19 protein-coding genes are annotated in these 21694 nt (G+C 67.9%); 5 read left to right on the forward strand and 14 right to left on the reverse strand.

Annotated features, from left to right (window positions below):
- Positions 1-4 precede the first annotated feature (4 nt).
- The 7 genes from HLB44_RS15915 to sctQ form a co-directional block, all read right to left on the reverse strand.
- Positions 5-184: a hypothetical protein gene (locus HLB44_RS15915; protein WP_173124164.1), complete on the reverse strand. Its 180-nt coding sequence runs from the start codon at positions 182-184 to the stop codon at positions 5-7.
- 35 nt (positions 185-219) lie between these two features.
- The gene (locus HLB44_RS15920) at positions 220-2013 is read right to left on the reverse strand and encodes a hypothetical protein (RefSeq protein WP_173124166.1); all 1794 of its coding nucleotides are present in this window, start codon (positions 2011-2013) and stop codon (positions 220-222) included.
- Positions 2014-2083: 70 nt separating this feature from the next.
- Positions 2084-2539, reverse strand: coding sequence for a type III secretion system chaperone family protein (locus tag HLB44_RS15925; protein ID WP_173124168.1), 456 nt, complete (start codon positions 2537-2539; stop codon positions 2084-2086).
- A gap of 19 nt (positions 2540-2558) precedes the next feature.
- On the reverse strand, positions 2559-3296 hold the full coding sequence (locus HLB44_RS15930) for a hypothetical protein (protein WP_173124170.1): 738 nt from the start codon (positions 3294-3296) through the stop codon (positions 2559-2561).
- A 200-nt stretch (positions 3297-3496) separates the two neighbouring features.
- Positions 3497-3763, reverse strand: a complete 267-nt coding sequence (sctS, locus tag HLB44_RS15935; RefSeq protein WP_173124172.1) for a type III secretion system export apparatus subunit SctS — start codon at positions 3761-3763, stop codon at positions 3497-3499.
- Positions 3764-3775: 12 nt separating this feature from the next.
- A complete protein-coding gene (gene sctR / locus HLB44_RS15940) occupies positions 3776-4438 on the reverse strand; it encodes a type III secretion system export apparatus subunit SctR (RefSeq protein WP_173124174.1) in 663 nt (220 codons plus the stop codon).
- A gap of 14 nt (positions 4439-4452) precedes the next feature.
- Positions 4453-5475: a type III secretion system cytoplasmic ring protein SctQ gene (sctQ, locus tag HLB44_RS15945; protein ID WP_173124176.1), complete on the reverse strand. Its 1023-nt coding sequence runs from the start codon at positions 5473-5475 to the stop codon at positions 4453-4455.
- Positions 5476-5858: 383 nt separating this feature from the next.
- On the opposite strand from sctQ, the gene HLB44_RS15950 reads away from it, so the two are divergent.
- Positions 5859-7358 (forward strand): hypothetical protein, encoded by a 1500-nt coding sequence (locus HLB44_RS15950; RefSeq protein ID WP_173124178.1) that lies wholly within the window; start codon positions 5859-5861, stop codon positions 7356-7358.
- Positions 7359-7389: 31 nt separating this feature from the next.
- Here the strand turns inward: HLB44_RS15950 and HLB44_RS15955 are convergent, their stop codons facing one another.
- Genes HLB44_RS15955 through HLB44_RS15980 form a run of 6 tightly spaced genes read right to left on the reverse strand, consistent with a single transcriptional unit; the run spans position 7390 to position 13614 of the window.
- Positions 7390-8073, reverse strand: coding sequence for a type III secretion HpaP family protein (locus tag HLB44_RS15955; RefSeq protein WP_173124180.1), 684 nt, complete (start codon positions 8071-8073; stop codon positions 7390-7392).
- A 58-nt stretch (positions 8074-8131) separates the two neighbouring features.
- On the reverse strand, positions 8132-10198 hold the full coding sequence (gene sctV / locus HLB44_RS15960) for a type III secretion system export apparatus subunit SctV (RefSeq protein ID WP_173124182.1): 2067 nt from the start codon (positions 10196-10198) through the stop codon (positions 8132-8134).
- A gap of 3 nt (positions 10199-10201) precedes the next feature.
- Positions 10202-11299 (reverse strand): type III secretion system export apparatus subunit SctU, encoded by a 1098-nt coding sequence (gene sctU, locus HLB44_RS15965; RefSeq protein ID WP_173124184.1) that lies wholly within the window; start codon positions 11297-11299, stop codon positions 10202-10204.
- 21 nt (positions 11300-11320) lie between these two features.
- Positions 11321-11878 (reverse strand): GNAT family N-acetyltransferase, encoded by a 558-nt coding sequence (locus HLB44_RS15970; protein WP_173124186.1) that lies wholly within the window; start codon positions 11876-11878, stop codon positions 11321-11323.
- A 10-nt stretch (positions 11879-11888) separates the two neighbouring features.
- Positions 11889-12098, reverse strand: coding sequence for a hypothetical protein (locus HLB44_RS15975; RefSeq protein WP_173124188.1), 210 nt, complete (start codon positions 12096-12098; stop codon positions 11889-11891).
- A 37-nt stretch (positions 12099-12135) separates the two neighbouring features.
- Positions 12136-13614 (reverse strand): hypothetical protein, encoded by a 1479-nt coding sequence (locus HLB44_RS15980; RefSeq protein ID WP_173124190.1) that lies wholly within the window; start codon positions 13612-13614, stop codon positions 12136-12138.
- Between the two features lie 323 nt (positions 13615-13937).
- Between HLB44_RS15980 and HLB44_RS15985 the strand changes: the two genes are divergently transcribed.
- From HLB44_RS15985 to HLB44_RS16000, 4 genes are all read left to right on the forward strand, one after another.
- Positions 13938-15317 carry a helix-turn-helix transcriptional regulator gene (locus tag HLB44_RS15985; protein ID WP_173124192.1) on the forward strand — a complete coding sequence of 460 codons (1380 nt, stop codon included), beginning with the start codon at positions 13938-13940 and terminating at the stop codon, positions 15315-15317.
- Between the two features lie 17 nt (positions 15318-15334).
- Positions 15335-16072 (forward strand): YkgJ family cysteine cluster protein, encoded by a 738-nt coding sequence (locus HLB44_RS15990; protein ID WP_173124194.1) that lies wholly within the window; start codon positions 15335-15337, stop codon positions 16070-16072.
- Position 16073: 1 nt separating this feature from the next.
- Positions 16074-16898, forward strand: coding sequence for a prolipoprotein diacylglyceryl transferase (locus HLB44_RS15995; RefSeq protein WP_173124196.1), 825 nt, complete (start codon positions 16074-16076; stop codon positions 16896-16898).
- Between the two features lie 116 nt (positions 16899-17014).
- Positions 17015-19717, forward strand: coding sequence for a TonB-dependent receptor plug domain-containing protein (locus HLB44_RS16000; RefSeq protein ID WP_173124198.1), 2703 nt, complete (start codon positions 17015-17017; stop codon positions 19715-19717).
- Between the two features lie 9 nt (positions 19718-19726).
- Here the strand turns inward: HLB44_RS16000 and HLB44_RS16005 are convergent, their stop codons facing one another.
- A complete protein-coding gene (locus HLB44_RS16005) occupies positions 19727-21451 on the reverse strand; it encodes a leucine-rich repeat domain-containing protein (protein WP_173124200.1) in 1725 nt (574 codons plus the stop codon).
- Between the last annotated feature and the right edge of the window lie 243 nt (positions 21452-21694).

The raw sequence follows: 21694 nt of genomic DNA on the forward strand, positions 1-21694 counted from the left end.
GCGCTCACGAGGTCAGATCGTTCTTGCCGCCGTTCTTGATCATCTTGGCCAGTCCCTCGATGGCTTTTGACCGGCCCTGCTTGCGCATCACGTCGAGCATCGCCACTGCCGCGCTGGCGGCTACCACGTAGATCACGCCGCGTTCGCCATTGGGGCGAACGAAGCGGGCCATGAAGGTCTGCATGAAGGCCCTCCCTCATCACCTTTCAGGCCGGCCGCTCAGCAGAGGTTCTTGAGGGATTCTCCGCGGTTCTTGAACATCTTGGCCAGTCCCTCCATCGCTGCCGTCTGCCCCCCCATCAGGCCTCTGTCCATCGCGTCGATGCCCGTTTGCAGGGACTGCTGGTTCATGAGGTCCTTGAGGCGGCTTAGCGCGTCGTCGGCCGACGCAGCCGTGCCGGAGGCGTGGTCCAACAGTGCCTCGCTCAGCTGGGCGCCGGCCGCGTGCTGGGCCGGCCTCACGGAAGGGCTGTGAGTGCCGGGGTCGGAAGCGGGCTTCTCGAGGTTAACCGGGTCCTGGTGGGGAACGCCGGCACCATCGGCCGGATCGATGTGTCCAGCTGGCGTGCGTTCGTCCTTGCCCAGCGGCTCGACCGTGATGGTCTTTGCCGGGGGCTCGAGCGTGATGGTCTTTTCCGGCGGCGCGTTGATGGTTTCCCCTCCGCCGGGGTCCATCGGCAGGCCAAAGAGCTTGGCCCCCATTTCAGCGACCCGGTTGCGGTCCAGTTTGCCCACATTGCGCAGCGTGCGCTGGGGACCGTCGGCGCCACTGAGCTTGGCTTCGAGGGCAGCGATGCGCTGGGAGTCCAGCTTGTTCGGCTTGCCCAGCGCGGGCTTGGGATCGTTGGCGCTCGCGTCCGGCTTGGCATCGCGCTTGACATGCGCGTTGGAGGGGGCGTTCTCGAGCGCATGCGTATCGCCGGACGATGGCGCGCCGCCGAGCTTGGCTTCGAGGTCGGCGATACGCGTGGACTTCAGCTTGTCCGGCTGGCGCAGCTCGGGCTTGGGATCGTTGAACCGCGCGTCCGCCTTGGAGTCGCGATCGGCGTGCGCACTCTTGCCGTCGTCCTTGACCTCGTGGCGGTCGTCGAACGGGTCGTCCAGCGCCGAGGAATCGCCGCTCTTGGCCGCGTGTGAACCGCCTGCCTGCGGGCCGTCGTGCTCGCCGCGAAACCAGGCGTCGTAGTCGTCATCGTCGCCGCTGTCGTCGATCTCGCCGCCGGTCCCGGTCTCCCCGCGCTCCGCTCGGCCGAGCAGCAGGCTCGCGAGCTCCTGAAGCTTCTGCTTGGCGATGTCGTCGGCGGACGACGCGCCACCCGCCTGGCCGTCGTGCTCGCCGCGAAACCAGGCGTCGTAGTCGTCATCGTCGTCGTCGATGTTGCCGCCGGTGCCGGTCTCCCCGCGCTCGGCGCGTTCGAGCAGCAGCTGCGCGAGCTCCTCGAGCTTCTGCTGGGCGACGTCATGGGCGGACGATTTGCCGTCAGCGGCACCCGCGGTGTCCGCGGAGCCGCCGTTCTCGAGTGGGTGCGCACCGCCGGACGACGGCGCGCCGCCGAGCTTGGCGGCGAGCGTATCGACAAGCGTGCGGTCCAGGCTGCGCCGCTCGGGCAGCGCGGGCTTGGGATCGTTGTACCGCGCGTCCGGCGCCGGCTTTGCGGTGGCCTGCCCTGGGCCCTTCGGGGCCGGGGTCGTCTCGGCGCCTGTGGGTGCGGCGCCGCTGAGCAGACTCTGGATCTTCGCAGCCGTCTGCGCGACGTGGCTGCCGCCGCGAGGCCCTTCGGGCGATGCCGAACCGGCCGCCGGCGTGCCTTGGCCGAGGCCTTGGAAGAAGGCCACCCGGTCCGCGACGCGGCCTTGCGGCGGCATTGCGTTGCGCGGGGGCGCGCCGGTCGTCCTCGAGGCGTTCCCGGTAAGCCCCGTGCTGCTCAGCTGCGAAGGCGTCTGCCGCTCGCGCGCGGGCGAGTCCTGGACCTTCGCATGCCCGAGGCCGCCGGCGGGCCCGACGCCCTTCATAACGATGGGCCTCACCATGGCTACCCCGGGCCGCCCTTCGGCGAGCCCGGCCGCTCGGCGCCACGGGGCTTCACGACTTGATCCACACGTACTCCCCGCTCGCGATGCCGACGAACATGTCCTCGTGGGCGCTGGACATGTTGTCGCGCCAGTAGCGGCCGTGCTCGGTGTAGTGACCGAAGGTGTCGGCGAGCCAGGCGCCGTCGACGTCGTCGGACATCGGCACGCGTACGATCAGCAGCACGCCGCCGGTCTCGGGATTCACGGCCATCTGGGCCTGATCCTGCGCGTAGACCGTGAGATTGGACTCGAGCATCAACTGGAAGATGCGCATCGTGCGCCCCGAGGTGACGATGCCGAAGTTGAAGTTCAGGTACATCGCACCGGGGTCGTTTTCGAAGTTGGCCACCAGCACTTCGAAGCCGTCGACTTCCAGGCAGCCGCGCTCGAGCACGAGCTCGGGGTCGGGCAGTTGCAGCGCCCCGCACAGGTCGGTGACGAGGTCTGCGAATCGTTCTGCGCTCACGCGTCGTCCTTTCGTTGTCTCATCCCAGCCCGCGCGTCATTTGCGCGAGCCGCAACCGCGATGTCGCATCCGCGAGCTGCGTGGGGGTGCGCGGTCGCGTGCAATTGAGCACTTTCAAGAGCAACATCAGCCGCGCATTCTGTGCAGGCTCGGAGTCGTCTCGCGGCGGTCGGCCGGGGGTGTGCTGCAGCTCATCGCTGACCTCCATCAGCATCAGCTTCACGTCGCCCACCGTCAGCGACTCCACGTCGGCCGGAAGACGCTCCAGGCACGCACGCGACGCTGCAAGCGTCGATGATGCCGTCTGTGCCTGCCCCGCCGCCGCCGGGTTGTGCGCCACCGACATCAGCACCGAGGTGTAGGCCCGCAGCAGTTGCTTGGCGTCCCGGGGCGCGGCGAAGGAGGGGCCGAACAGCGCGGCCGCACCGGGCGCCCGGCTGGCCGACAGCTGCATCGCCGTCTTCTTCTCGGCGCCCGGCGCTCGCGCCGGGCCGACCCGCACTTCCATCGGCGGCCGCGGCTTGCCGTCCCAGGTCTCGCGCTTCCAGCGCACCAATCGCTCCAGCGACGCTTCGCGTTGGCCGGCACCGGCGTCCGATTGGTCGGCCATGTCCTGCTGGTCGTCGCCGGCCTGGGTTTTCATCCTGCCCTTGCCAAGGTCCAGGCCGCCGTCGTCACCGTCGGTGTCGACCTTGTTGTTGTCGTTGGTCGCGCCATCGAGCTCGGCCGACTGCTGCGCCGCGGCGGCCGTCTGCACCGGGCGCCGCTGCTGCGGCTGCGGCCGCGGCTGGATGCGATTGTTCGCGTTCGGCATCGGGCGCTGCGTCTGCGCCTGGTTGGCCGGCGACCCGTGCCGGACCACGAGGTTGCCGTGCTGCACCGGCCTTTCGGCCTGGGCCGGCGCCTTCTGTTGCTGCGGGGCGGTGGGCTGGGTCGTGCCCGAGCCGTGGACTCGATTCATGGCGTCGTGAACAGGACTGCGAGAACGGATTCGGAAAAGCGCAGCAGCGTCGAGCCGGCCCAGGGCGCGGTGACGAACACCGTCACGGTGACGGCGAGCAGCTTGATGCCTTGCGAGATGGCGGAATCCTGCAAGGAGGTGACGGCCTGGAAGAACGAAATGGCCAGGCCCACGACGGCCGACACGACCGTCGCCGGTAGCGCCAGCACCAGGCACAGCATCAGCGCCTGCGAGGTGAGTTGGAGGATGTGGTCGTAGCCCATGCGCAAGCCCCGTCAGCGGTAGGTCAGCACCAGCCCGTGCACCAGCTTGGTCCAGCCGTCGAGCACGACGAACAGGAGCAGCTTGAACGGAATGGCGACGTTGGTCGGCGTCACCTGCGACAGGCCCATTGCCAGCAGCACGTTGGCGATGACGAGGTCGACGACGATGAAGGCCAGGTACAGCAGGAAGCCGATGCGGAAGGCCTCGGACAGCTCGGTGAGCAAGAACGACGGGGCCAGCACCAGCAGGTCCGTCTTCTGCAGCAGCTTGGCCTGCTCGGGCGGCCAGATCTGCGTCGCGCTGCGCAGGAAGAACTCCTTCTCGCGCGCGTCGGAGTGCTTGTCGAGGAACTTGCGGAAGGGTTCGCGGGCGGCGTCGGCGGCGCGCAGGATCTGCTGCGTCGCCGTGGGTTGCCCCGGGATGCTGGTGGCGCCCATTGCGTGCGAGGCCTCCATCAAAACCGGCGACATGATGTAGCACGACAGGATGATCGCGATGCCGTTGAGCACCATGTTCGGCGGCGTCTGCTGCACGCCCATCGCGTTGCGCAACAGGCCCAGCACGATCACGATCTTGGTGTACGACGACACGATCATCGCGGCGAACGGCAGCACCGCCATCGCCCCCATCACGAGGAACAGCGATACCGGGTCGATCTGGGTCAACGGGTTCATGGCGAGGCCTTCCTTCAGTCCTCGCCCACCTGCCCCGCGGGCAGTCCCATGCGCACGATGCGCACGCCCATCTGGTCGCCCACGGCCACCAGCTGCCCATGCCCCACGGTCTGGCCGTGGCAGACCAGGCGAACCACCGCCGCGACCACGGGCCGGTCCAGCTCGATCACGTAGCCCGGCCGAATGCTCGCCAGTTCCGCCAGGCTCACGCGAGCGCTGTCGATCTCGAAGGACACCGGAACCTGGAGCTCGTCGATCGTGTTCTGCTCGGGCGTTTGCTGCGCGTCGTCTGCGAGACTCGGCGCGGCCTGCGCCACGAACGAGTCGCCGTTTTCCAGCCGCGTCGGGACTTGCATCGTCATGCCTCTTCCAAAAATGAATCGGTAGGCCGGCGCGCGGCGGCCGGCAGGGTCGAGCAGCACGGTGTCGCCGGTGCCCAGGCCGGCCAGCAGCTCGGCGGGCAGCACGCGCTGCATCAGCACGATCCGACCCGGCAGCCGCAGCTGCGCCAAGGCCGGCAGCGCACCGGCCGGCGCCCGCGCCAAGCCCTGGCGAAGCTGCGAGGCCAGCTGCGTCTGCACGCGCTGCAATCCCACCGCGGCTTGCGGCGAACCGATGACGGTGACCGGCGGCAGGGAGCTCTTCGACGGCGCGATGCGCGCGCGCCGCGTCACGCGCAGCGAGCCCAGCAGCGGTGCCAGCGCACCGCACCAGTCGCTCAGCAGAACGCTCGCCACCGCACAGGCGCACTCGTCGTCGTCCATCGCCAGGGCCATGTCGAGCGCCGGCCATTGCTTGCTGTCGAGCACCAGCTCGAACAGGCCCTGCGCGGACTCCACTTCGAGCGTCGTGTCGGCCGCTGCCAGGCTGCGCTGCCCGAAGGCGAGCCGGGTCCGCAGCAGCGCGTGCATCCAGCGCTGGAAGCGTGCATCGAAGGCCAGCCGGCTGATGCGGGCGGTCTCGGTGTCCACGGCTTCCAGCCGGCCGGCAATCGCGGCGGCGGGGTCGTCGGCGGGTGAGTCGGTGGGCGTCGTCATGGGCATGCTCGATGACGTGACGGTAACTGCGGGCCGCACGACGACGGCGTGTGAAAGCGAAGGAACAGCCGGTGCGGCGAAGGTCGCACCACGGGGGCCACTTCGTGTGGCCGGTGCCCGCTTCGCACGCGCGGCAATCGCGGCGGGCCGGTGTTCACAGAATGAAGCCCTGACACGTGCGAAAAGTTCGACGGCCATGCTCAAGAAACTCGCCCAGAACCTCCGCCCCGGGGGACAAGGCGGCGGCAATGCCGGCGCGCAGCAGGATGCTGGCAACCGCCCCCAGGCCAGGCAGGACGGGCCGCAAGGCTTGGCCCCACGTCGACCGCAGAACATTCAGGAGCTGCACCCAGGACGTGGGCGCGCTAATCGTCGACGCCCTCATGGCGGGCCCCGCCAGCCAACGCGAGCAGGCTTCGGGCCTGTGGCGCCGCGGTGGCCTGGGCAACCTGCGCAACCTGGAGAAGGCCATTCCGCAATTCAAGCCCGTGGCGGTCAACGCCGCGGCGAAAAGCCGGGCATTGACGGAGGTGATTCACAACATCACGACACACGGCCAGCGCTCCGGCACCGAGTTCACGAAGCTGGGCTTTCCCGCCGCTTACCCCGCTCGCATGGCACTGTCCCAGCTCGAGCTGGCCTTGTCGGGCCGCCCCATTCCCGGCTTGGCCGACGCCAGGCACGCACGCTTGCTCACTTCAACCCGCCTCACCGCGGAGTTGTCCCAGGCCGCGCGGCCTTTGTCGACGACAACACACGCCGCGACGCAACAGCTTGCGGCGGCGATCCAGGCCCTGCGGACCGCGGTGGGTCAGCGGATGGACGCGTTGGGCGGCGGGGCCGCAGTCGATCCCATCCTCGCGCAGGCGGACGCGAGGCTACGTGACTTGCAGGATCTCTCGAACGGGCTCACGAACCGGGCGCAGGACATCCACCGTTCTGCGGCAAGTGCCCGATGGGAAATGCTGCGCGTCGGGCCAGCCGGGCGGCCGAACGCGGCTCTGACGCAGAAGCTGGAGACGGAGCTTGCCAGCGCCCGCGGCTCGCTCGCACGAATGAAGTTGGAAGCGCGTACGGCCGGCAACCTCGCAGCGGCGATCGCTACCAGTGGAACGCTTACCGGTTTGGTCCAGATGGCCCGTGCCGCAGGGGCACCCGGCGCTGCGGCAGCGCAGGCGGCCCTGCAGGCGGCGCACCAGGCGGCGCAGGCAGCTCAGCAGGCCGCCGGCGCGCCGCTGCCTCGGAACGGGCTGAGGGCGCCCGAAGTGAACGCGTTGGAGGACTTCATCGGTACGATCCCCCAGTTGCGGTCACGCATCCGCGCAGGCAAGGACGACCAGTTCGAGGCCGTTGAGATGGCGAGGGCGTTGGTGAAGGAGCTGACGCCGCTGCTGCCGCCGGCCGTCCTGAACCGTCTCACCACGAAGGCCGCCGAGCTGGTGCACCAGGTCCGCGACACGCCGCACCGGCATACGGTCCTGCACGAAGCCCGGCAGGCGGCCGACAGGCTTGTCCACAAACTTGGACCAGACACCCGGCAATTCCCGATCGTGATGATTCCAATCTTGGCTGTTTCCACGCCGTTTCTGGCTGCAAGAGTGGCAAGCGTGGCGATCGCCAACTCGGTCAAGGAGGACAAGACGAGCAACAAGGCGATCAAGCTTCTGACGGAGCTGATTGCCAAGATCGATCGTCGCGAGGTGAACGACGAGGCCATGAATGCCGCCATTCGTGTGCTGGTGGAGGCGCCGGACGAGCGCTCCCTGAAGCTTCGGACGCTCTGCCGGGTCATGGTGGCCAGGGCCCGCCCGAACCAGTGCCGGACGATGGACAACCAGTTGCTCCTGGCCAACAAGCCGTTGCTGCGGGCCATGGTCCCCTGACCGCTGCGCGGCTCCAGCGCAGCCCGCGTCCTCACATGAGATCGATGTCGATCTCGCGCGCGTAGGGCATGGCCTTCTCCAGCATCGGAAACAGGCGTTCCCGATGGCGTGACACCAACTGCAGGCTGTACGCCGACTGCGTGTGAAAGCGCAGCAGCAGCCGGTGCGGCGAAAGCTTCAGGAACAGCTCGGTCTCCGGCAGCACCGCGGGATCGAGCGGAATGGTCACCTGCCAGTCGGTGAACGACGGGTCGGCCTTGCGGCACAGCGCGGCAATGCGCTTGGCCAGGTCCAGGTCCCAGTCCTCCGGTGGGCCGAAATCCCCGCCCTTGCTCTCGCCGTCGCGCGCGTCCTGCCGCGGCAGCGGGTAGGGCGGGATCGGCAAAGGCAGCGGCTGCTCCGAGGCGCCGGTCCCCTCGTGCGCCTCGTCCGGCTCGGCGACGGCCTCGACCGGCGCCGACGCGGCGGGCGCGGCCGGCGCCGCGGCAAGCGGCGGCGCGGCCGGTGCCGGGGCCGGCGCGGCCGGGGCGGGGGACGGTTGCGGCAACGAGGTGAGGGGCCGGCTCTCGGCGACGGTGCGCGCGACCACGCCTGCCAGCACGCGCTGGAAGCGGTCCGCCTGCAGCGACTGCGGCGCCGCGACGCGCGATGCCGCGGTCGCCGGCAGCGGCGGCCCTTCGATGATCCGGCGCGGCCGGCGGACGTCGTCGGTCATGGTGGCCCCCTGCGGCACTGCGCGCCAGTCCCCCCGAGAAGGGTGAGTCCGGCGGCGGTCACAGGCTCACCCGGCCCACCGGCCGCAGCTCGACCAGGCTGCCCAGCTCCTGGAACGAATACACGTGCAGCCACTCGATGCGCGGCTCGATCATCTTGCGCACGTAGCGGCGGATGTCCATCGAGCACACGATCGCCAGGCCGTGGGGCGACTGTTCCTTGACGATCTGCACCACGTGCTCGCTGATCGCCATCGTCTGCTCGGGCGGCATCGCGAGGAAGTTGCCGGCCGGAGTGGGCTTGATGCACTGGCGGATGCCCTGCTCCAGGTGCGGGTCGAGCAGGATGGCGTGAACGAAGTTCTGGCCTGCGCTGGCCTCGAATGCCAGGTACCGGCCGAGGTCGCCGCGTACATATTCCGTTAGCAGCAGCATGTCCTTTTCCTTCGGACCCCAGGCGATCAGGCTCTCGAAGATGGTGCGCACGTTGCGGATCGGCACCTGCTCCTCGAGCAGGCGCCGCAGCACCTCGGCGATGCGCTGCAGCGGCAGGATCTTCTGCACCTCCGCCACCAGGCCGGGGTAATCGTTCACGGCACGCTCGATCACCCACTGCACTTCCTGCACGCCCATGAACATGTGGGCGTACTGCTTCAGCAGCGTCATCACCTGGCGCGCCATCACCTGGTCCAGGTCCAGCACATTGGCACGCTCTTCGTCGGGAATGGGCGTCTCGATCGGCAGCCATAGCGACTGCTCCTGGCCGAGCACCCAGCCGTGCTGCTGCGCCTTCGCAGCGAGCGGCGACTGCGGATTGGTCAGATGCAAGAGCCGGCCCGGCACCGTGACTTCGCGGATCGGCACGTCGTTGAGCAATACGTCGAAGCGCATGCCCTTCATATCGCGCTCGACCCACATCGACACGCCGGGAAAGGGCAGGCCCAGCAGCGCCTGCAGGCGCCTGCGCTCGGTCTCCATCGCCTCGTCCAGCCGGTCGGCCTCCAGCAGCAGCGCCATCTCGTTGGACATGCGCACCGCCAGCGGCTTGGCAAAATTCGGCGGGTCCAGCCGGATCGACGGCGGCTCGCCCTTGGCGCCTTCGCGCTGCATCGCGGCAATCGGCTTGGAGATGACCACCGCCTCGTCCTTGCGGCGCTTCTTCGCGAGCGCGTTGCCGCCGAACAGCAGGCCCGCCGCCAGCAGCACGAACGGGACGACCGGGAAACCCGGCACCAGGGCGAAGCCGAGGGTCATGCCCGCGGCGAGCTGCATCGAGCGCGCATTGCCGGTGAGCTGGGTGACGATCTCCTGGCCGACCGACTTGGGCTTCTTCTCCGACTCGTCGGGCACGCGCGTGATCAGCACGCCGGCGCCCACGCAGATGAACAGCGAGGAGATCTGCGAGACCATCGCATCGCCGACCGACAGCACCGCGAATCGGTTGGCGGCCTCGCCAGCGGTCATGCCGTGGTACATGATGCCCACGATGATGCCGGCCACCAGGTTGATCATTGTGATGATGAGGCCCGCGATGGTGTCGCCCTTGACGAACTTCATCGCGCCGTCCATGCCGCCGTGCATCTGGCTTTCCATCGCCAGATGCGCGCGCTTGCGCTTGGCCTCGTCGCCGGTGATGATGCCCGCGCGCAGGTCGGCGTCGATCGACATCTGCTTGCCCGGCATCGCATCCAGCGTGAAGCGCGCGCCGACCTCGGCCACCCGCTCCGAGCCCTTGGAGATCACGATGAACTGCACCACCGTGATGATCATGAACACCACGATGCCCACCACCAGGTTGCCGCCGACCACGAGCTGGCCGAAGGCCTCGATCAGGTGCCCGGCATCGGCATGCAGCAGGATCGACTTGGTCGATGCGATGTTCAGCGACAGCCGGAACAGCGTCGTGAACAGCAGCAGCGTCGGGAACGACGACAGCGCGATGATGTTCGGAATGAACAGCGTGGTCATCAGCAGCAGCACGCTGACGGTGATGTTCACCGCCAGCAGCGTGTCGATCGCCGCCATGGGCAGCGGCAGCACCATCAGCCCGACGATGGCCACCACCAAAAGGGCCATCATGATGTCGTTGGACATCGAACCGCGTCCCGGGTTGTAGCCTGCGGCCATGCATTACTCCTTTGAATTCGTTGCTGAGGCGCTCGGCATCGCGCCGGTCAGCCCATTCGAGAACTGGCCTACGATCGCCACCCAGCGCAGCACGGCGGCCACGGCGTCGAACAGCGGCTCCGGGATGGAGTCGTCGATCGCCACCTTGTACAAGGCGCGCGCCAGCGGCGGGTTGCTGACCATCGGAATGTGGTGCTTCTCGGCCAGCGCGCGGATCACCGCCGCCTCTTCGTCCATGCCCTTGCACACCACGACGGGCAGCGGCGTGTGGCCGGGCTTGAAGTACAGCGCCACCGCGTAGTGCGTGGGATTGGTCACCACCACCGAGGCGCCGGGCACCTTCTGCTGCGGCGCCGAATTGGCCATTTCATGCGCGATCTGCTTGCGCTGGCCTTTCATCTGCGGGTCGCCTTCGGACTCTTTGTATTCGCGCTTGATCTCGTCCTTGCTCATCTTCTGGTCGCGGATGAACATCCATTTCTGGATCGCCCAGTCGACCGGGCCCATGATGACGAACACGATGCACGCCGCGGTGAAGAGCTTGAGGATGGCGGTCATCGCGATCTGCACGATGTCCGCCGGCGATTGCATGCTCGCGCCCACCAGCAGCGGGAACAGGCCGATGATGATGTTGTAGAGCACCGCGCCGAAGGCGATGGTCTTGCCCAGCATCTTGATGAACTCGATGACCGATTTCAGCGAGAACACCTTCTTGATGCCCGAGGCCGGATTGACCTTGTCGAAGTTGGGCGTTATCGACTCGAACGAAATGACGACGCCGGTCTGCGCGAAGGCCGCGATGAAGCCCACCATCACCGACGCGGCGAGGAAGGGAAAGATCATCCACAGCCCCTCCACCGCCATGTCCTGGATCAGCGCCACCATGTCATGGTTGGTTTTGACCTGCCAGCCGTATTTGTCGACGATGTCGAACAGCTTCAGCAGGTGCGGTGCCGCGAAACCGCCGCATGCGGACAGCAGCACCGTGCTGGTGATCATGCCGGCCGCGGCATTGACGTCCTGGCTTTTCGGGCCCTGGCCCTTCTTTTTGGCGTCGTCGAGCTTCTTCTCTGTCGGCTCTTCGGTTTTCTCGTCGGACATGCGCTGCGTCCTCCGAGCGCTTCAGACGTACCAGAGCTTGGGCGCGGGGATCTCGCGGCCAAGCATGTGAAGGTCGCAGTGCACGTCCGGCGCGCGGATCACGCCCGGCAGGCGGCCCCACGATTGAAAACCCATGCTGCGGAACAGCGCGAGGCTGGGCCCGTTGTCCTCGCGGATGCACGCGATCAGCCGGTCCAGGCCCAGCGCGGGCGCCGCGACGAAGGCTCGTTCGACGAGCTGGCGCGCCACGCCGTGCCGGCGCCAGCTGGCGCGGACCAGGATGCCGAGCTCGGCCGTGGTGGCGCAGCCGGGCCGATCGGCAAAGCCGAGAAAGCTCAGCCAGCCGATCGGCACTCCGCGCGACATCGCCAGCCACAGCGGACGCGCCGCCCGGTGGTGGGCGACGATCCAATGCGCGGCGGCTTCCTCGGCGATCATCTCGCCGGGCCGCTCCAATCCTTCGTTATGAAGGCTGACCAGCGTCGCGGCATCGGCGACCTTGCTGTTGCGCACCCCCAGCCGCAGGGCGCGCAGCGAGTCGTGCGCAACAGCACAGGGCGGCGACAGGGCGAGATCCATCGTCGTTTCCTCAACCCTGCGTGCCGTGACCGGGCCGTTGTTGGGCGGCGAGCGGCGGCACCAGCAGCGCCGCGAGGCGCCGGGGCTCGACCTCGAGGTCGTTGACCGGCCCCTGCTTGCGCATCACGTCGAGCATCGCCACTGCCGCGCTGGCGGCTACCACGTAAATCACGCCGCGTTCGCCATTGGGGCGAACGAAACGCGCCATGAAGGTCTGCATGAAGGCGCCCTCCTTCTTTGCCTTTCAGGCCGGCCGCTCAGCAGAGGTTCTTGAGGGATTCTCCGCGGTTCTTGAACATCTTGGCCAGTCCCTCCATCGCTGCCGTTATTCCCGCCATCAGGCCTCTGTCCATCGCGTCGATGCCCGTTTGCAGGGACTGCTGGTTCATGATGTTCTTGAGGGACTGCATGGCGCTATCGCCTACGACAGCATTCGCCTGGGCGCTGCCCAGCATCTGGCCCATGGCCTGGGCGTTGACGGAGGCGCCTTCAGTCGTGGGCACGCCCTTGTGAGGTACAAACGGGTTCTGGAGCCGAGTACGCTGCGTGGAGTCGTTGTTGGTGCGTGTATTGAGGTCCGGATTGCCTTTGTTTTGTTTGGGGGGTTTGGTTTTCAGCAGCTCTGGAGACGGGGTAGACGGCAGGCCAGTGGTCTGGCCGGTCTTGCCGATGTTGTTCATAGGTACTCCATGGGTGGGCGGTTGATGCTCGAGCCCATCATGGCTCGCGCTGACGTCTAGGGTATCGGAGCGCTGATTCAGGTCGGCGTCCGTTTGGCGAATCGAGGTGTCGGCATGCGAAGCAGTGCCGTCGTGGTTGGTGGGCGGCGGCGCATTGCCTCCAGGCACGCCAGTGCCCTGTTCTTCGCCCGTGAGCCGGCACAACGCGTTGTCCAGCTTTCTTTGCTTGGCTTCGCTAAGCCCTGACCCGTACAGGACGTCGGTCGCTGCATCCAGCACAGCCATGTTCATTTCCCCCGGTTTCATGCTGCCCAGCACGTCGGTGAGGAAATCCAGGGCCTGGCTGGAGGTCTTGTCCTGTTGGGCCATCGCGCCGGCGAGTAAGCCTATGACGCCGGGGGCCCCGGCTACCGCATGGATGCCGACGGCCAGCCCGGCGATCGGGTTCTGTTTCGTGAGGTTCACAAGTGGCCTGGCAAGCTTCTTAGCCTCCGCCTTCAGCGAGTGCGTGTGGGCGTGGCTCTCCACCTGCGACGACATGCCCATTACCTCCAGCGCCATTGCGTTCTTGCTCTCGGCGTTCAAGGTTGGGGCTATATCCGAGTAGATGTATTGCGCCATCTTCAGGCCAGCCAGTTGCAGATCCTTGTCGGCCCTGACGTCAGACTTGAGTTTGGGCACGTTGGCGACGAAGAGCTGCAGCGTGTCGAACTCAGTGGTCAGCTTGTCTGAGCCGGGTATACCGCTCATGGCGCTGCGCAAAGCATTGAACACTTCGGCCTTGGTCCCGCGGCTGTCCTTTGCAAGCAGTTTGCCGATGCCTTCGTTCAGCATGGTCTCGGCGGTCTTCGGGTTGTCGGAAACCGCTGGAGCTCTCGGCCCAAGAGGGCTCCGCCCACGCGGGCGCTGGGTCTGCTCGTTGCTGGTGCGGGTCTCGACGTCCGAGGTGCCTTTGTGCCTGGTTTTCTGTGGCACAAGAGGCGTCTGGCCCTCGAACTGGCCAGGTGAAATCACATCGAGCAGGTGTGGGGGAGGGGTCTGGCTGATCTTGTTCATGGCGCACTCCGTCAATGATCCTGTTGGCGCGCCAGCCCATCACGACACGCGCGTATGTCAAGGATGTCCCGGAGCGAATTCACGGCGCCGCACGCTGGCGAACCCAGGTGTCATCATGCGAAGCGCTCCCGGCGCAACGCCCGCCCGCAAGCCCGCTGCCGAGGGTTGTTGAGGTTTGCGCAGAGGAGTGGTGAGAATCTTCGACCCGCGTCTCCCGCACATTGGTCCCCATTGCGGAAGCTGATGCGGAGATCGAAATGCTGCTACTTGCTCTCACCTGCGAACGGGCTTGCCCCGGCGATGAGAACATCCGGGCTCTGTTGATGAAGGGTGACCTCAACCTCGCGCTGCGCTACGGCATGGCCGCGATGGAACGGGCGGCCCAGGCGCGCGACGCGGTGCGCCAGGCCGCCCTGGGCCAGATCGTCGGCCGGGCGATGCTCGCCGCCGGCCGCGCCGAGGAAGCCGAGGAGGCGTTCCAGGACATCCTCAAGTGCTACGAAGCCATCTCCCGCAATGCCGTGCGCTGGCATGCCTCGCTCGACCAGGCCGCGATCGCGATGTACTCGCAGAAGTGGGGCCGCGCCGCCGAGTCCGCCAACCTGGTGGCCGACGACGAGTCGGCGCCCGCCGAGGTGCGCGTCGAAGCGATGGCCATGCTGGCGGTCTCGCTGCACCGCATGGGCGAGCACCGCCGCGCGCTGAGCACGCTGGGCGAGGCGGCGATCCGCGCCGAGGAAGCGCAGCTGCCGGCCGCCGCGGAGCTGGTGCAGCTGCTGCGGCTGGAGCTGATCGCGCGCTTCCGCTTCGAAATTCGTGAAGGATTGGGCGACTACGCGCTGCTCGTGGCCGAGGGCCCGACCGACCAGCGCGATGCGCCCGCGCTGTGCGCCGCACTGGAGCAGGCGGCTGCTGGCCTCGACGGCGACCGCGACCTGCTGGCCCAGGGCCTGCGCGCGCTGGCGCGGCTGTTGTCGGACGACATCGCCACGCCCTCGGGCGTCGCGCAGCAGCGCCAGGCGCTGAAGTGGCTGCAGGACAGGGGCTTCGGGGCTGCCGCCCAGGATGCGCTGCGCATGGATACCGTGCTGGCGCTGCTGTCGCACGATGCCGCGGGTCCGGCGGCCGACCTGCTGGGACCGCTGGCTTTCAACGACCAGGCCGCGCAGCGCCACCGCCTGGCGCTGGAGCTCAAGTACTGCAGCTCGCGCCTGCACGCGCTGGGCGGGCGCCAGGGCGAGGCGCTGCGCGCCTACAAGGAATTCGCCAAGGAGGCGCTGTACCGCAGCACGCGCGAGCGTTCGCACCTGCCGCATTCGCGTTTCCTGGAAAGGCAGGCGATGGCCGAGAAGGACGACGCCACCATGCTGCGCCTGCCGATGCGCTACCGCCATGCCTACCGCTTCATCGTCGAGCGGCTCGATGACCGCAAGCTGTCGATCAAGCAGGTTGCCGCGCACATCGACGTCACCGAGCGCGCCCTGCAGATGGCGTTCCGCACCTACGTGGGCATGACGCCCGCGCAGCTGATCCGCCACATGCGCATGGAAGGCATCCGCAGCGAGCTGCGCGACGGCGGCGGCCGCGCCAGCGTGCTGAAGACCGCTGCCCGCTGGGGCATGAGCAACCGGTCGACGCTGGCGCACGCCTACCGCCAGCAGTTCGCCGAGACGCCCACGGCCACGCTGCGCAACGTGGCTTGAAAACACAGGACAACCAGATGACCGACGAAAAGAGTGTCGTGGCAGACAAGGACGTGCAGGCCGAGAAGTTCGGGTTGGAGGTGATGGTCGACGAATACGCGTGCGCCGTCGCCGACCAGCAGGCGCCCCCCACGGGCGTGGAGGCGACGCGGCGCTTCTACAAGCGCTATGCACTGCGGCAGGAGGCCATGGCCGGTGTCGGCGAAGAGCCCGCCTGCGGCAAGGGCTGCTCGTATTGCTGCCACACCCGCGTGTCGGCGCCGGCGCAGGAGGTGTTCGTGCTGGCCGACGCCATCGGCCGCCTGCCGCCCGAGCGTGCGGCGGAAGTGCGCGCGCGCGTGTCCGCGAATGCGGCGCGAGCCGAAGGCATGGATGCGGCCACCCATTCGCGCACGCCGATGCCTTGCGCCTTCCTCGATGAGCAGGGCGCATGCTCCGTCTACGACGACCGGCCGTCCAATTGCCGGCGTTACCACTCGCTGTCGAAGGCCGACTGCGAAAAGTCCTTTTCGCGGCCGGAGGATTTGACCAGCCGCATCCGCCTGAACACCTCGCTGCTCGTGGCGAACGTGTCGAGCTACCTGGGCTACCGCAAGGTCCTGGTGGAGTCGGCCGTGGACACCAGCTTCTTCGAACTGAACAGCGCGCTGCGCGAAGCGCTGGCCGATCCCGAGGCTTGCCGCGAGCGCTTCGACGCGGGCCAGCCGGCGTTCACGGATGCCACCGTCTGCGTGCCCAATGGCACGATGATCTGAGGTGCTGGACCCGACCAGCCCGCTGCCGCGCGCTGGGGCCGCGCCGCTGCGAGACAACACCGGCGGCGCGGACCCGGCGCCCAGCCCTGACGCGACCGTCACCCGCGCCGTCGTCGCACAGGTGACGCAGAGCCCGCTGCCGCGCGGCAGCGCGCGGCATGCCGGCACCGAGATCTGGAGCGCGGTGACGCAGAGCGTGCGCACCCTCGCCGCCGTCGAGGCCGCCGACCATTCGTCCGCGTCGGAACAGGTGGACTCGGCCGGCGACGACGCACCGGGCGACGCGGACGAGGTCGATGCCGAGGCGGCGCGCCGCCTGCGCGAGGCCCAGCGCAGGCGCGCCGCCGAGAGCGAGGAAGCGCGCGACGCGGACGAGCCCAGCGCACCCAAGCTCGAAAAGCCGCACGTGCCCAAGCCCCTGAAGCCGCTGGTGCCCGCGGCAAAACCCTTCGTGCCGGCGGACGCCAAGCCCGATCCAGCGCCCGCGCGGCGGAAACGGCCCGCGCCGGCCGGTCCCGTCGTCGCCGCGACGGTGGTCCACGTCGTTCGGGTAGGCCGCCCCGGAAGCCGCTCGGGCCACGGCTCGGTGCTGCTGCGAACCATCTTCGCGGCGGTCCTGCTGGCCGGCCTGGCCGCGATCGTGCTGCCCGGCTCTCCGGGCGCGGGGCAGGGTACAGGGCCGGGAACGGCGGAGGGAACCGGGCACGGGACGGGGCAGGGCACCGGGCAGGCAAAGGGGCAGGGAACGGGGCAGGCCGCGAAAGGCGCTGCTGCGCAGGACTCGGCGGGCTGCCGGCCCGCGGCGGGCAACTGCGCGAAGCACTGACGCGCGGCTGGGGCGTTAGGGGGCTATCCCCGTTACGCGCCAAGGCACCAGCAGGTGTAATGCGACGCTGGGGAGGAGACCCAAGGCGCACGAGACGCCACCGTAAAGGACGGCCTATGAACGGGGTTCGGTACGCGGTGGTTCTGGCAGCGCTGCTGCCCACGTTGACGGCAACGGCGCAAGACGATGTCCGCCCGGCCGACCCGGTGGTGATCACCGGCACGGCCTTCCGGCGCCTGGCACAGGAGACGGGCCTGCCCGTCACCGTGATCCAGGCGCGCGAGTGGCGCCGAGCCGGCATCACCAGCGCCGAGGCGCTGGTGCGCTCCATTTCCGCCGACCAGGGCCTGGTCGGCATCAGCGCAGCGGTCGGCAGCTTTCACGCCGGGCGTTCCGAGGCCGGCCTGCGCGGGCTGGGCGGCAACCGCACGCTGGTGCTGCTGGACAGCCGGCGCCTGCCGAACCATCCCTACACCAGCGCCGCCCCCGACTTGAGCGCCATCCCCTTCGCGGCGCTCGAGCGCGTGGAGGTCCTGCGCGACGGCGCGTCGGCCATCTATGGCAGCGATGCGATCGGCGGCGTCATCAATTTCGTCACCCGCGGGGACTGGCGTGGCGTGGAAGCATCGGCGTCCTGGCGCAGGCCGCTGCAGGGAGGCGGTGGCGACGAGCAGCGCGTGACGCTGGCCGCGGGCTGGACCGACCCGCAGGATCGCTATGGCCTGCTGGGCGTTCTGGACGAGCGGCGCCAGCAGGCGCTGCCCGCTTCGGAGCGCGACTTCGCCGCCAGTGGCGTGAACCTCGAGCACGGCGCCATCAAGAGCAGCGGCATCACGTTTCCGGCCAACGTGTCGCAGCCGGGCACCAACGTGTCGGCCAACCCCTATTTCCCCGCTTGCCGGCCGCCCGACTCGTTCTCGCTGGTGCCAACCTTCGGGCAGACCTGCCGCGACGACTTCGCGCTGTCGTCCAACCTCATCCCGCGCAACCGGCAAGTGACACTGCTCGGCCGCGCAAGCATGAAGTTTTCACCCGAGCATGCCGCATCGCTCGCCTATCTGCGGGTGAACACCGAGACCGAGCTGAGCAACGCGGCATTTCCGTTGAGCGGCCTGTCGATGACGCCCGCCAGCCCCTTCTATCCCGGCGCGGGCATCACGCCCGCCGTGGCCGGCCTGAACCCGGCGCGCGACATCAGCCTGACCTGGCGCACCACCGCGGCGGGAAAGCGAGTGCAGGAGCCCATCTCGGTGGCGCAGCGCCTGGTGCTGGCCTTCGACGGAGCGCTGGGCGGGTGGAATTACAACGCCGGCCTCTTCGCCTCGGGCCACGACACGGACGAGTTCTACCGCAACGGCTTCGTGCGCTTCACGCCGATCCTTCGCGCCGTGCGTGACGGCAGCCCGGTGTTCCTGAATCCTTTCGGCGATCCCACGCCCGAGCAGGCGGCCGTGATCGAAGCCGCGCAGATCCGCGGCCGGGTGATCGAGGCGCGCGGCCGCATGAACGGCGCCGATGCGCGCATCACCGGCAAGCTCGCCGAAACCGCCCATGGTCCCGTGCTGCTCGCGGTGGGCGCGGAGGCGCGGCGCGAGACCTACCGCCAGACCTTCGACACGCCCCTGTTCAACGAGGCCTTCGGGCTGCCGCCCACGGTGGATCTCTCGGTCGCCGGCAGCCGCCGCGCCTGGGCGCTGTTCGCCGAGGTCGACCTGCCGCTGGCCAAGGCGCTGTCGGCGCAGGCGGCCCTGCGCCAAGATCGCTACAGCGACGCCGGCTCGACCCTCAATCCGAAGCTCGCACTGCGCTACAAGCCCGGCGACGCGTGGCTGCTGCGCGCATCGGCCAACCGCGGCTTCCGCGCGCCCACGCTGTACGAGCTGAACCAGCCGCAGCGCATCGCGCCCGGCCCCGGGCTCTTCAACGACCCGGTGCTGTGCCCGGGCGGCACCGTCGCGCCCGGCGGCGTGGCCGCGCGCGATTGCCGCCAGCAATTCAACCTGCGCACCGCCGGCAACCCGAACCTGAAGCCCGAGACCGCGCGCGCGTTCTCGCTCGGCTTCGTCGTCGAGCCTTCGGCCGCTTGGAGCGCTTCGCTCGACTGGTGGCAGATCGACCTGCGGGACCAGGTCGGCGCGCTGCCGGCCACGCCGTTGTTCGCCGACCCCGTGCGCTACGCCGACCGGTTCGTGCGCTGCGGACAGCTCTCGGCTGCAGCAGCCAACGCCATCGCGGCCTGCCGCGGCGCGGGCGGCACGGTGGACGCCCGGGCGCTGGCCTACCTGGAGGGCAGCAACGACAACCTCGGCCGCATCCAGACTCGGGGTCTCGACGTGGAGCTCAAGGCCCGCATCAGCGACACGCCGCTGGGCCGGCTCAGCGTGGGCCTGCTGGGCACTTATGTGGATCGCTATCGGTTCCAAAGGGAGCGCGATGGCGTGTTCGTCGATGCGCTCGGCCGCGTGACCGACTCGACCATCGTGCTGCGCTGGCAGCACACCTTGTCGCTGCGCCTGGATCGCGGCCCGTGGGCGGCGACGGTCGTCAACCGGTACAAGACGCACTACGAAGACCAGAACCTGCCGTCGGCGCTGCTGTCGCCGAGCTATCGCAACCGGGTCGACGAGTATTCGCTGTGGGACCTGGTGCTGAGCCGGCAGGCCGGCCAGAACTGGCAGATCTCGATGGGCGTGCGCAACGTGTTCGACACCGACCCGCCGTTCAGCAACCAGAACTTCCTGGCGCTGGCCAATTACGAGCCGCGGCTCACCGATCCGCTGGGGCGCTCGATATTTCTGTCCGTGCGCTATGCGCAGTGACGTATCCTGCTAAAGAGCCGGGGTTTCGAGCTGCGGCATTCTTGCGAGCTCTATGGTGGCCAATGGGCCCAGCTGATTGTTGCGCAGCGACAGTTTCTTGATCGACCTGCTGTCGGCAATGGCTGCTACGCCGGCGTCGGTGATTCCGTTCCCTTCGAGATCCAGATTGACGAGCGTGGGGATCCGTGCGAGTTCCGCCAGTTCGGCGGGGTCGTTGATGCGGTTCCTGGCAAGGGCCAGCGTGGCGATGGTGGCGTTGGTCCCGAATTCCGTCGGAATATATTGGAGATCGTTGTTGCTCAGGTTCAGTGTGGTGATCGTGCGGCTGCGGGCAAGTATCGCGGCGCCCAGATCGCCCAAGGCATTGTCCGCGAGATTCAAGTCAGTGATCGTCGGGCTGCCTAGAAGTGCCCGCGCACCGTCTGGCCCGACCCCGTTGTCGCAAAGGTTCAGCTTGACGAGGGAAGTGCTCGTCGAAAAGGCCTGCGCGCCGCGGTCGGCCAGTCTGTTGCCTTGAATATTCAACTCCCTGAGCGAGGGCATGCCTGCGATCCGATGTGAGACGAGATTACCGATCAGATTGTTGCTCAGGTTCAGCGTGACGAGTGAGGCCCCGGCTTCGCCGGTCGCGATGGCCTGTGCGCCGACGTTGGTAAGGTAGTTGCCCTCGAGGTTCAAATTCTTGAGCGAACCCATCGTCGCGAGCACTTGTGCCGCCAACGGGCCGAGGTCACCGCGGGCCAGGTTCAGTGTGGTGATCGAGGTACTGGCTGCGATGGCCTGAACCCCTCCATGGTCGATTCGGGAATCGGAGAGATTCAGCGTGGTGAGCTTCGGAAGTCCCACAATGCTCGTGAGACCTGGTGTGCCGATGGTCTGGTTGCCGCTCAAGTCCAGCGACGTGAGATTGCGGCAGTTCGCGATCGCGTGAGCCGCTGCATCGTCCACAATCGCGCCGTGTGCCTTGATCGAGCTAAGGTTGGGCAGGGCAGCGGCCAATTGCTGCCAAGCGCCGGCTTCGAGCGTTGCATTGGAGATGTTCAGTTCGGTCACGGAAGGCGGAAGTCGGGCGATATCCGCGGCTGTGAAGATGCGGCCAGTCGCGTCCCCGGTCAAGTGAACCGAATTGAGGCCGTTGACGCTCAGGTGCTGCATGGCCTGAGTGTTGGCGTCAGTGACCGCCAGGTCTGCCGGCCTCACTTTCACGCTTTGAATGGCGGCTGCGCCGACGTAGGCGGCGGTCTTGCTCAGCAGCCGGAGATTCGTCTTGTCGCCGACATTCAGGTTCGATGCGATCTCGACCCACGCGTCAGCGGCAACGGTCGTCATGAAGTCCCGCTTGGCGACGCCGGGAGGCTTGACGACGACGTTCGGCGGAGGGTTGACGTCGACGTTCGGAGGTGGGGTGACAACGACTTGGGGTGGAGGATTGCCGGCGACGTTCGGCGGAGGGTTGACGACGGGGGGGACCAACGGAGGGTTGTTCAGAGTGTTGTTGTCGGGGAGTACGGGCACGTTCGGCGGCGGGTTTTGCGGGGCGCGGTGCCCGGTTCCGCGGGTCCGGATCTTGAAGGGCAGCTCGTCCAACATCGCCTGGGTCGTCGACATTTGCACGCCGGCGTGGGCCTTCTTGCCCGGCTCATGCAACGTGAACGTCTTGTTGGTGAAAGGAATACCGAATTTGATCTTGAATGTCATGGTGTACTCGCCCGCGCCGCCGTGCGTCATGTGCATGAGCCGCCAGTGTCGTGCGGCCGACGGTGTTTGATGCCGAAGGCAGCCGAAGCGCAGGCGAAGGAAACGAAGCGCCCGTACCAAGGCAGCGCCATGGCGTGTTCGTCGATTCGCTCGGCACTAGCCCGGAAATTTCACGCTACCCCCGTGAAAGCGAGGACGGCATTGCCCCTGGAATGCCCGTTTGTCGAGGTGCTGAATCTTGACGAAGGGCGGAGGCAATGCCGAATCCAGAATGTACCG

Origin of the sequence: Pseudaquabacterium terrae, from assembly GCF_013266755.1 — a bacterium.
GTDB lineage: Bacteria > Pseudomonadota > Gammaproteobacteria > Burkholderiales > Burkholderiaceae_C > Pseudaquabacterium > Pseudaquabacterium terrae.

Coding starts and splice junctions, on each gene's coding strand:
- HLB44_RS15915 (WP_173124164.1), bottom strand. CDS start 184: ATGCAGACCTTCATGGCCCGCTTCGTTCGCCCCAATGGCGAACGCGGC.
- HLB44_RS15920 (WP_173124166.1), bottom strand. CDS start 2,013: ATGAAGGGCGTCGGGCCCGCCGGCGGCCTCGGGCATGCGAAGGTCCAG.
- sctS (WP_173124172.1), bottom strand. CDS start 3,763: ATGGGCTACGACCACATCCTCCAACTCACCTCGCAGGCGCTGATGCTG.
- sctR (WP_173124174.1), bottom strand. CDS start 4,438: ATGAACCCGTTGACCCAGATCGACCCGGTATCGCTGTTCCTCGTGATG.
- sctQ (WP_173124176.1), bottom strand. CDS start 5,475: ATGACGACGCCCACCGACTCACCCGCCGACGACCCCGCCGCCGCGATT.
- HLB44_RS15950 (WP_173124178.1), top strand. CDS start 5,859: ATGGCGGGCCCCGCCAGCCAACGCGAGCAGGCTTCGGGCCTGTGGCGC.
- HLB44_RS15955 (WP_173124180.1), bottom strand. CDS start 8,073: ATGACCGACGACGTCCGCCGGCCGCGCCGGATCATCGAAGGGCCGCCG.
- sctV (WP_173124182.1), bottom strand. CDS start 10,198: ATGGCCGCAGGCTACAACCCGGGACGCGGTTCGATGTCCAACGACATC.
- sctU (WP_173124184.1), bottom strand. CDS start 11,299: ATGTCCGACGAGAAAACCGAAGAGCCGACAGAGAAGAAGCTCGACGAC.
- HLB44_RS15970 (WP_173124186.1), bottom strand. CDS start 11,878: ATGGATCTCGCCCTGTCGCCGCCCTGTGCTGTTGCGCACGACTCGCTG.
- HLB44_RS15975 (WP_173124188.1), bottom strand. CDS start 12,098: ATGCAGACCTTCATGGCGCGTTTCGTTCGCCCCAATGGCGAACGCGGC.
- HLB44_RS15980 (WP_173124190.1), bottom strand. CDS start 13,614: ATGAACAAGATCAGCCAGACCCCTCCCCCACACCTGCTCGATGTGATT.
- HLB44_RS15985 (WP_173124192.1), top strand. CDS start 13,938: ATGAAGGGTGACCTCAACCTCGCGCTGCGCTACGGCATGGCCGCGATG.
- HLB44_RS15990 (WP_173124194.1), top strand. CDS start 15,335: ATGACCGACGAAAAGAGTGTCGTGGCAGACAAGGACGTGCAGGCCGAG.
- HLB44_RS16000 (WP_173124198.1), top strand. CDS start 17,015: ATGAACGGGGTTCGGTACGCGGTGGTTCTGGCAGCGCTGCTGCCCACG.
- HLB44_RS16005 (WP_173124200.1), bottom strand. CDS start 21,451: ATGCACATGACGCACGGCGGCGCGGGCGAGTACACCATGACATTCAAG.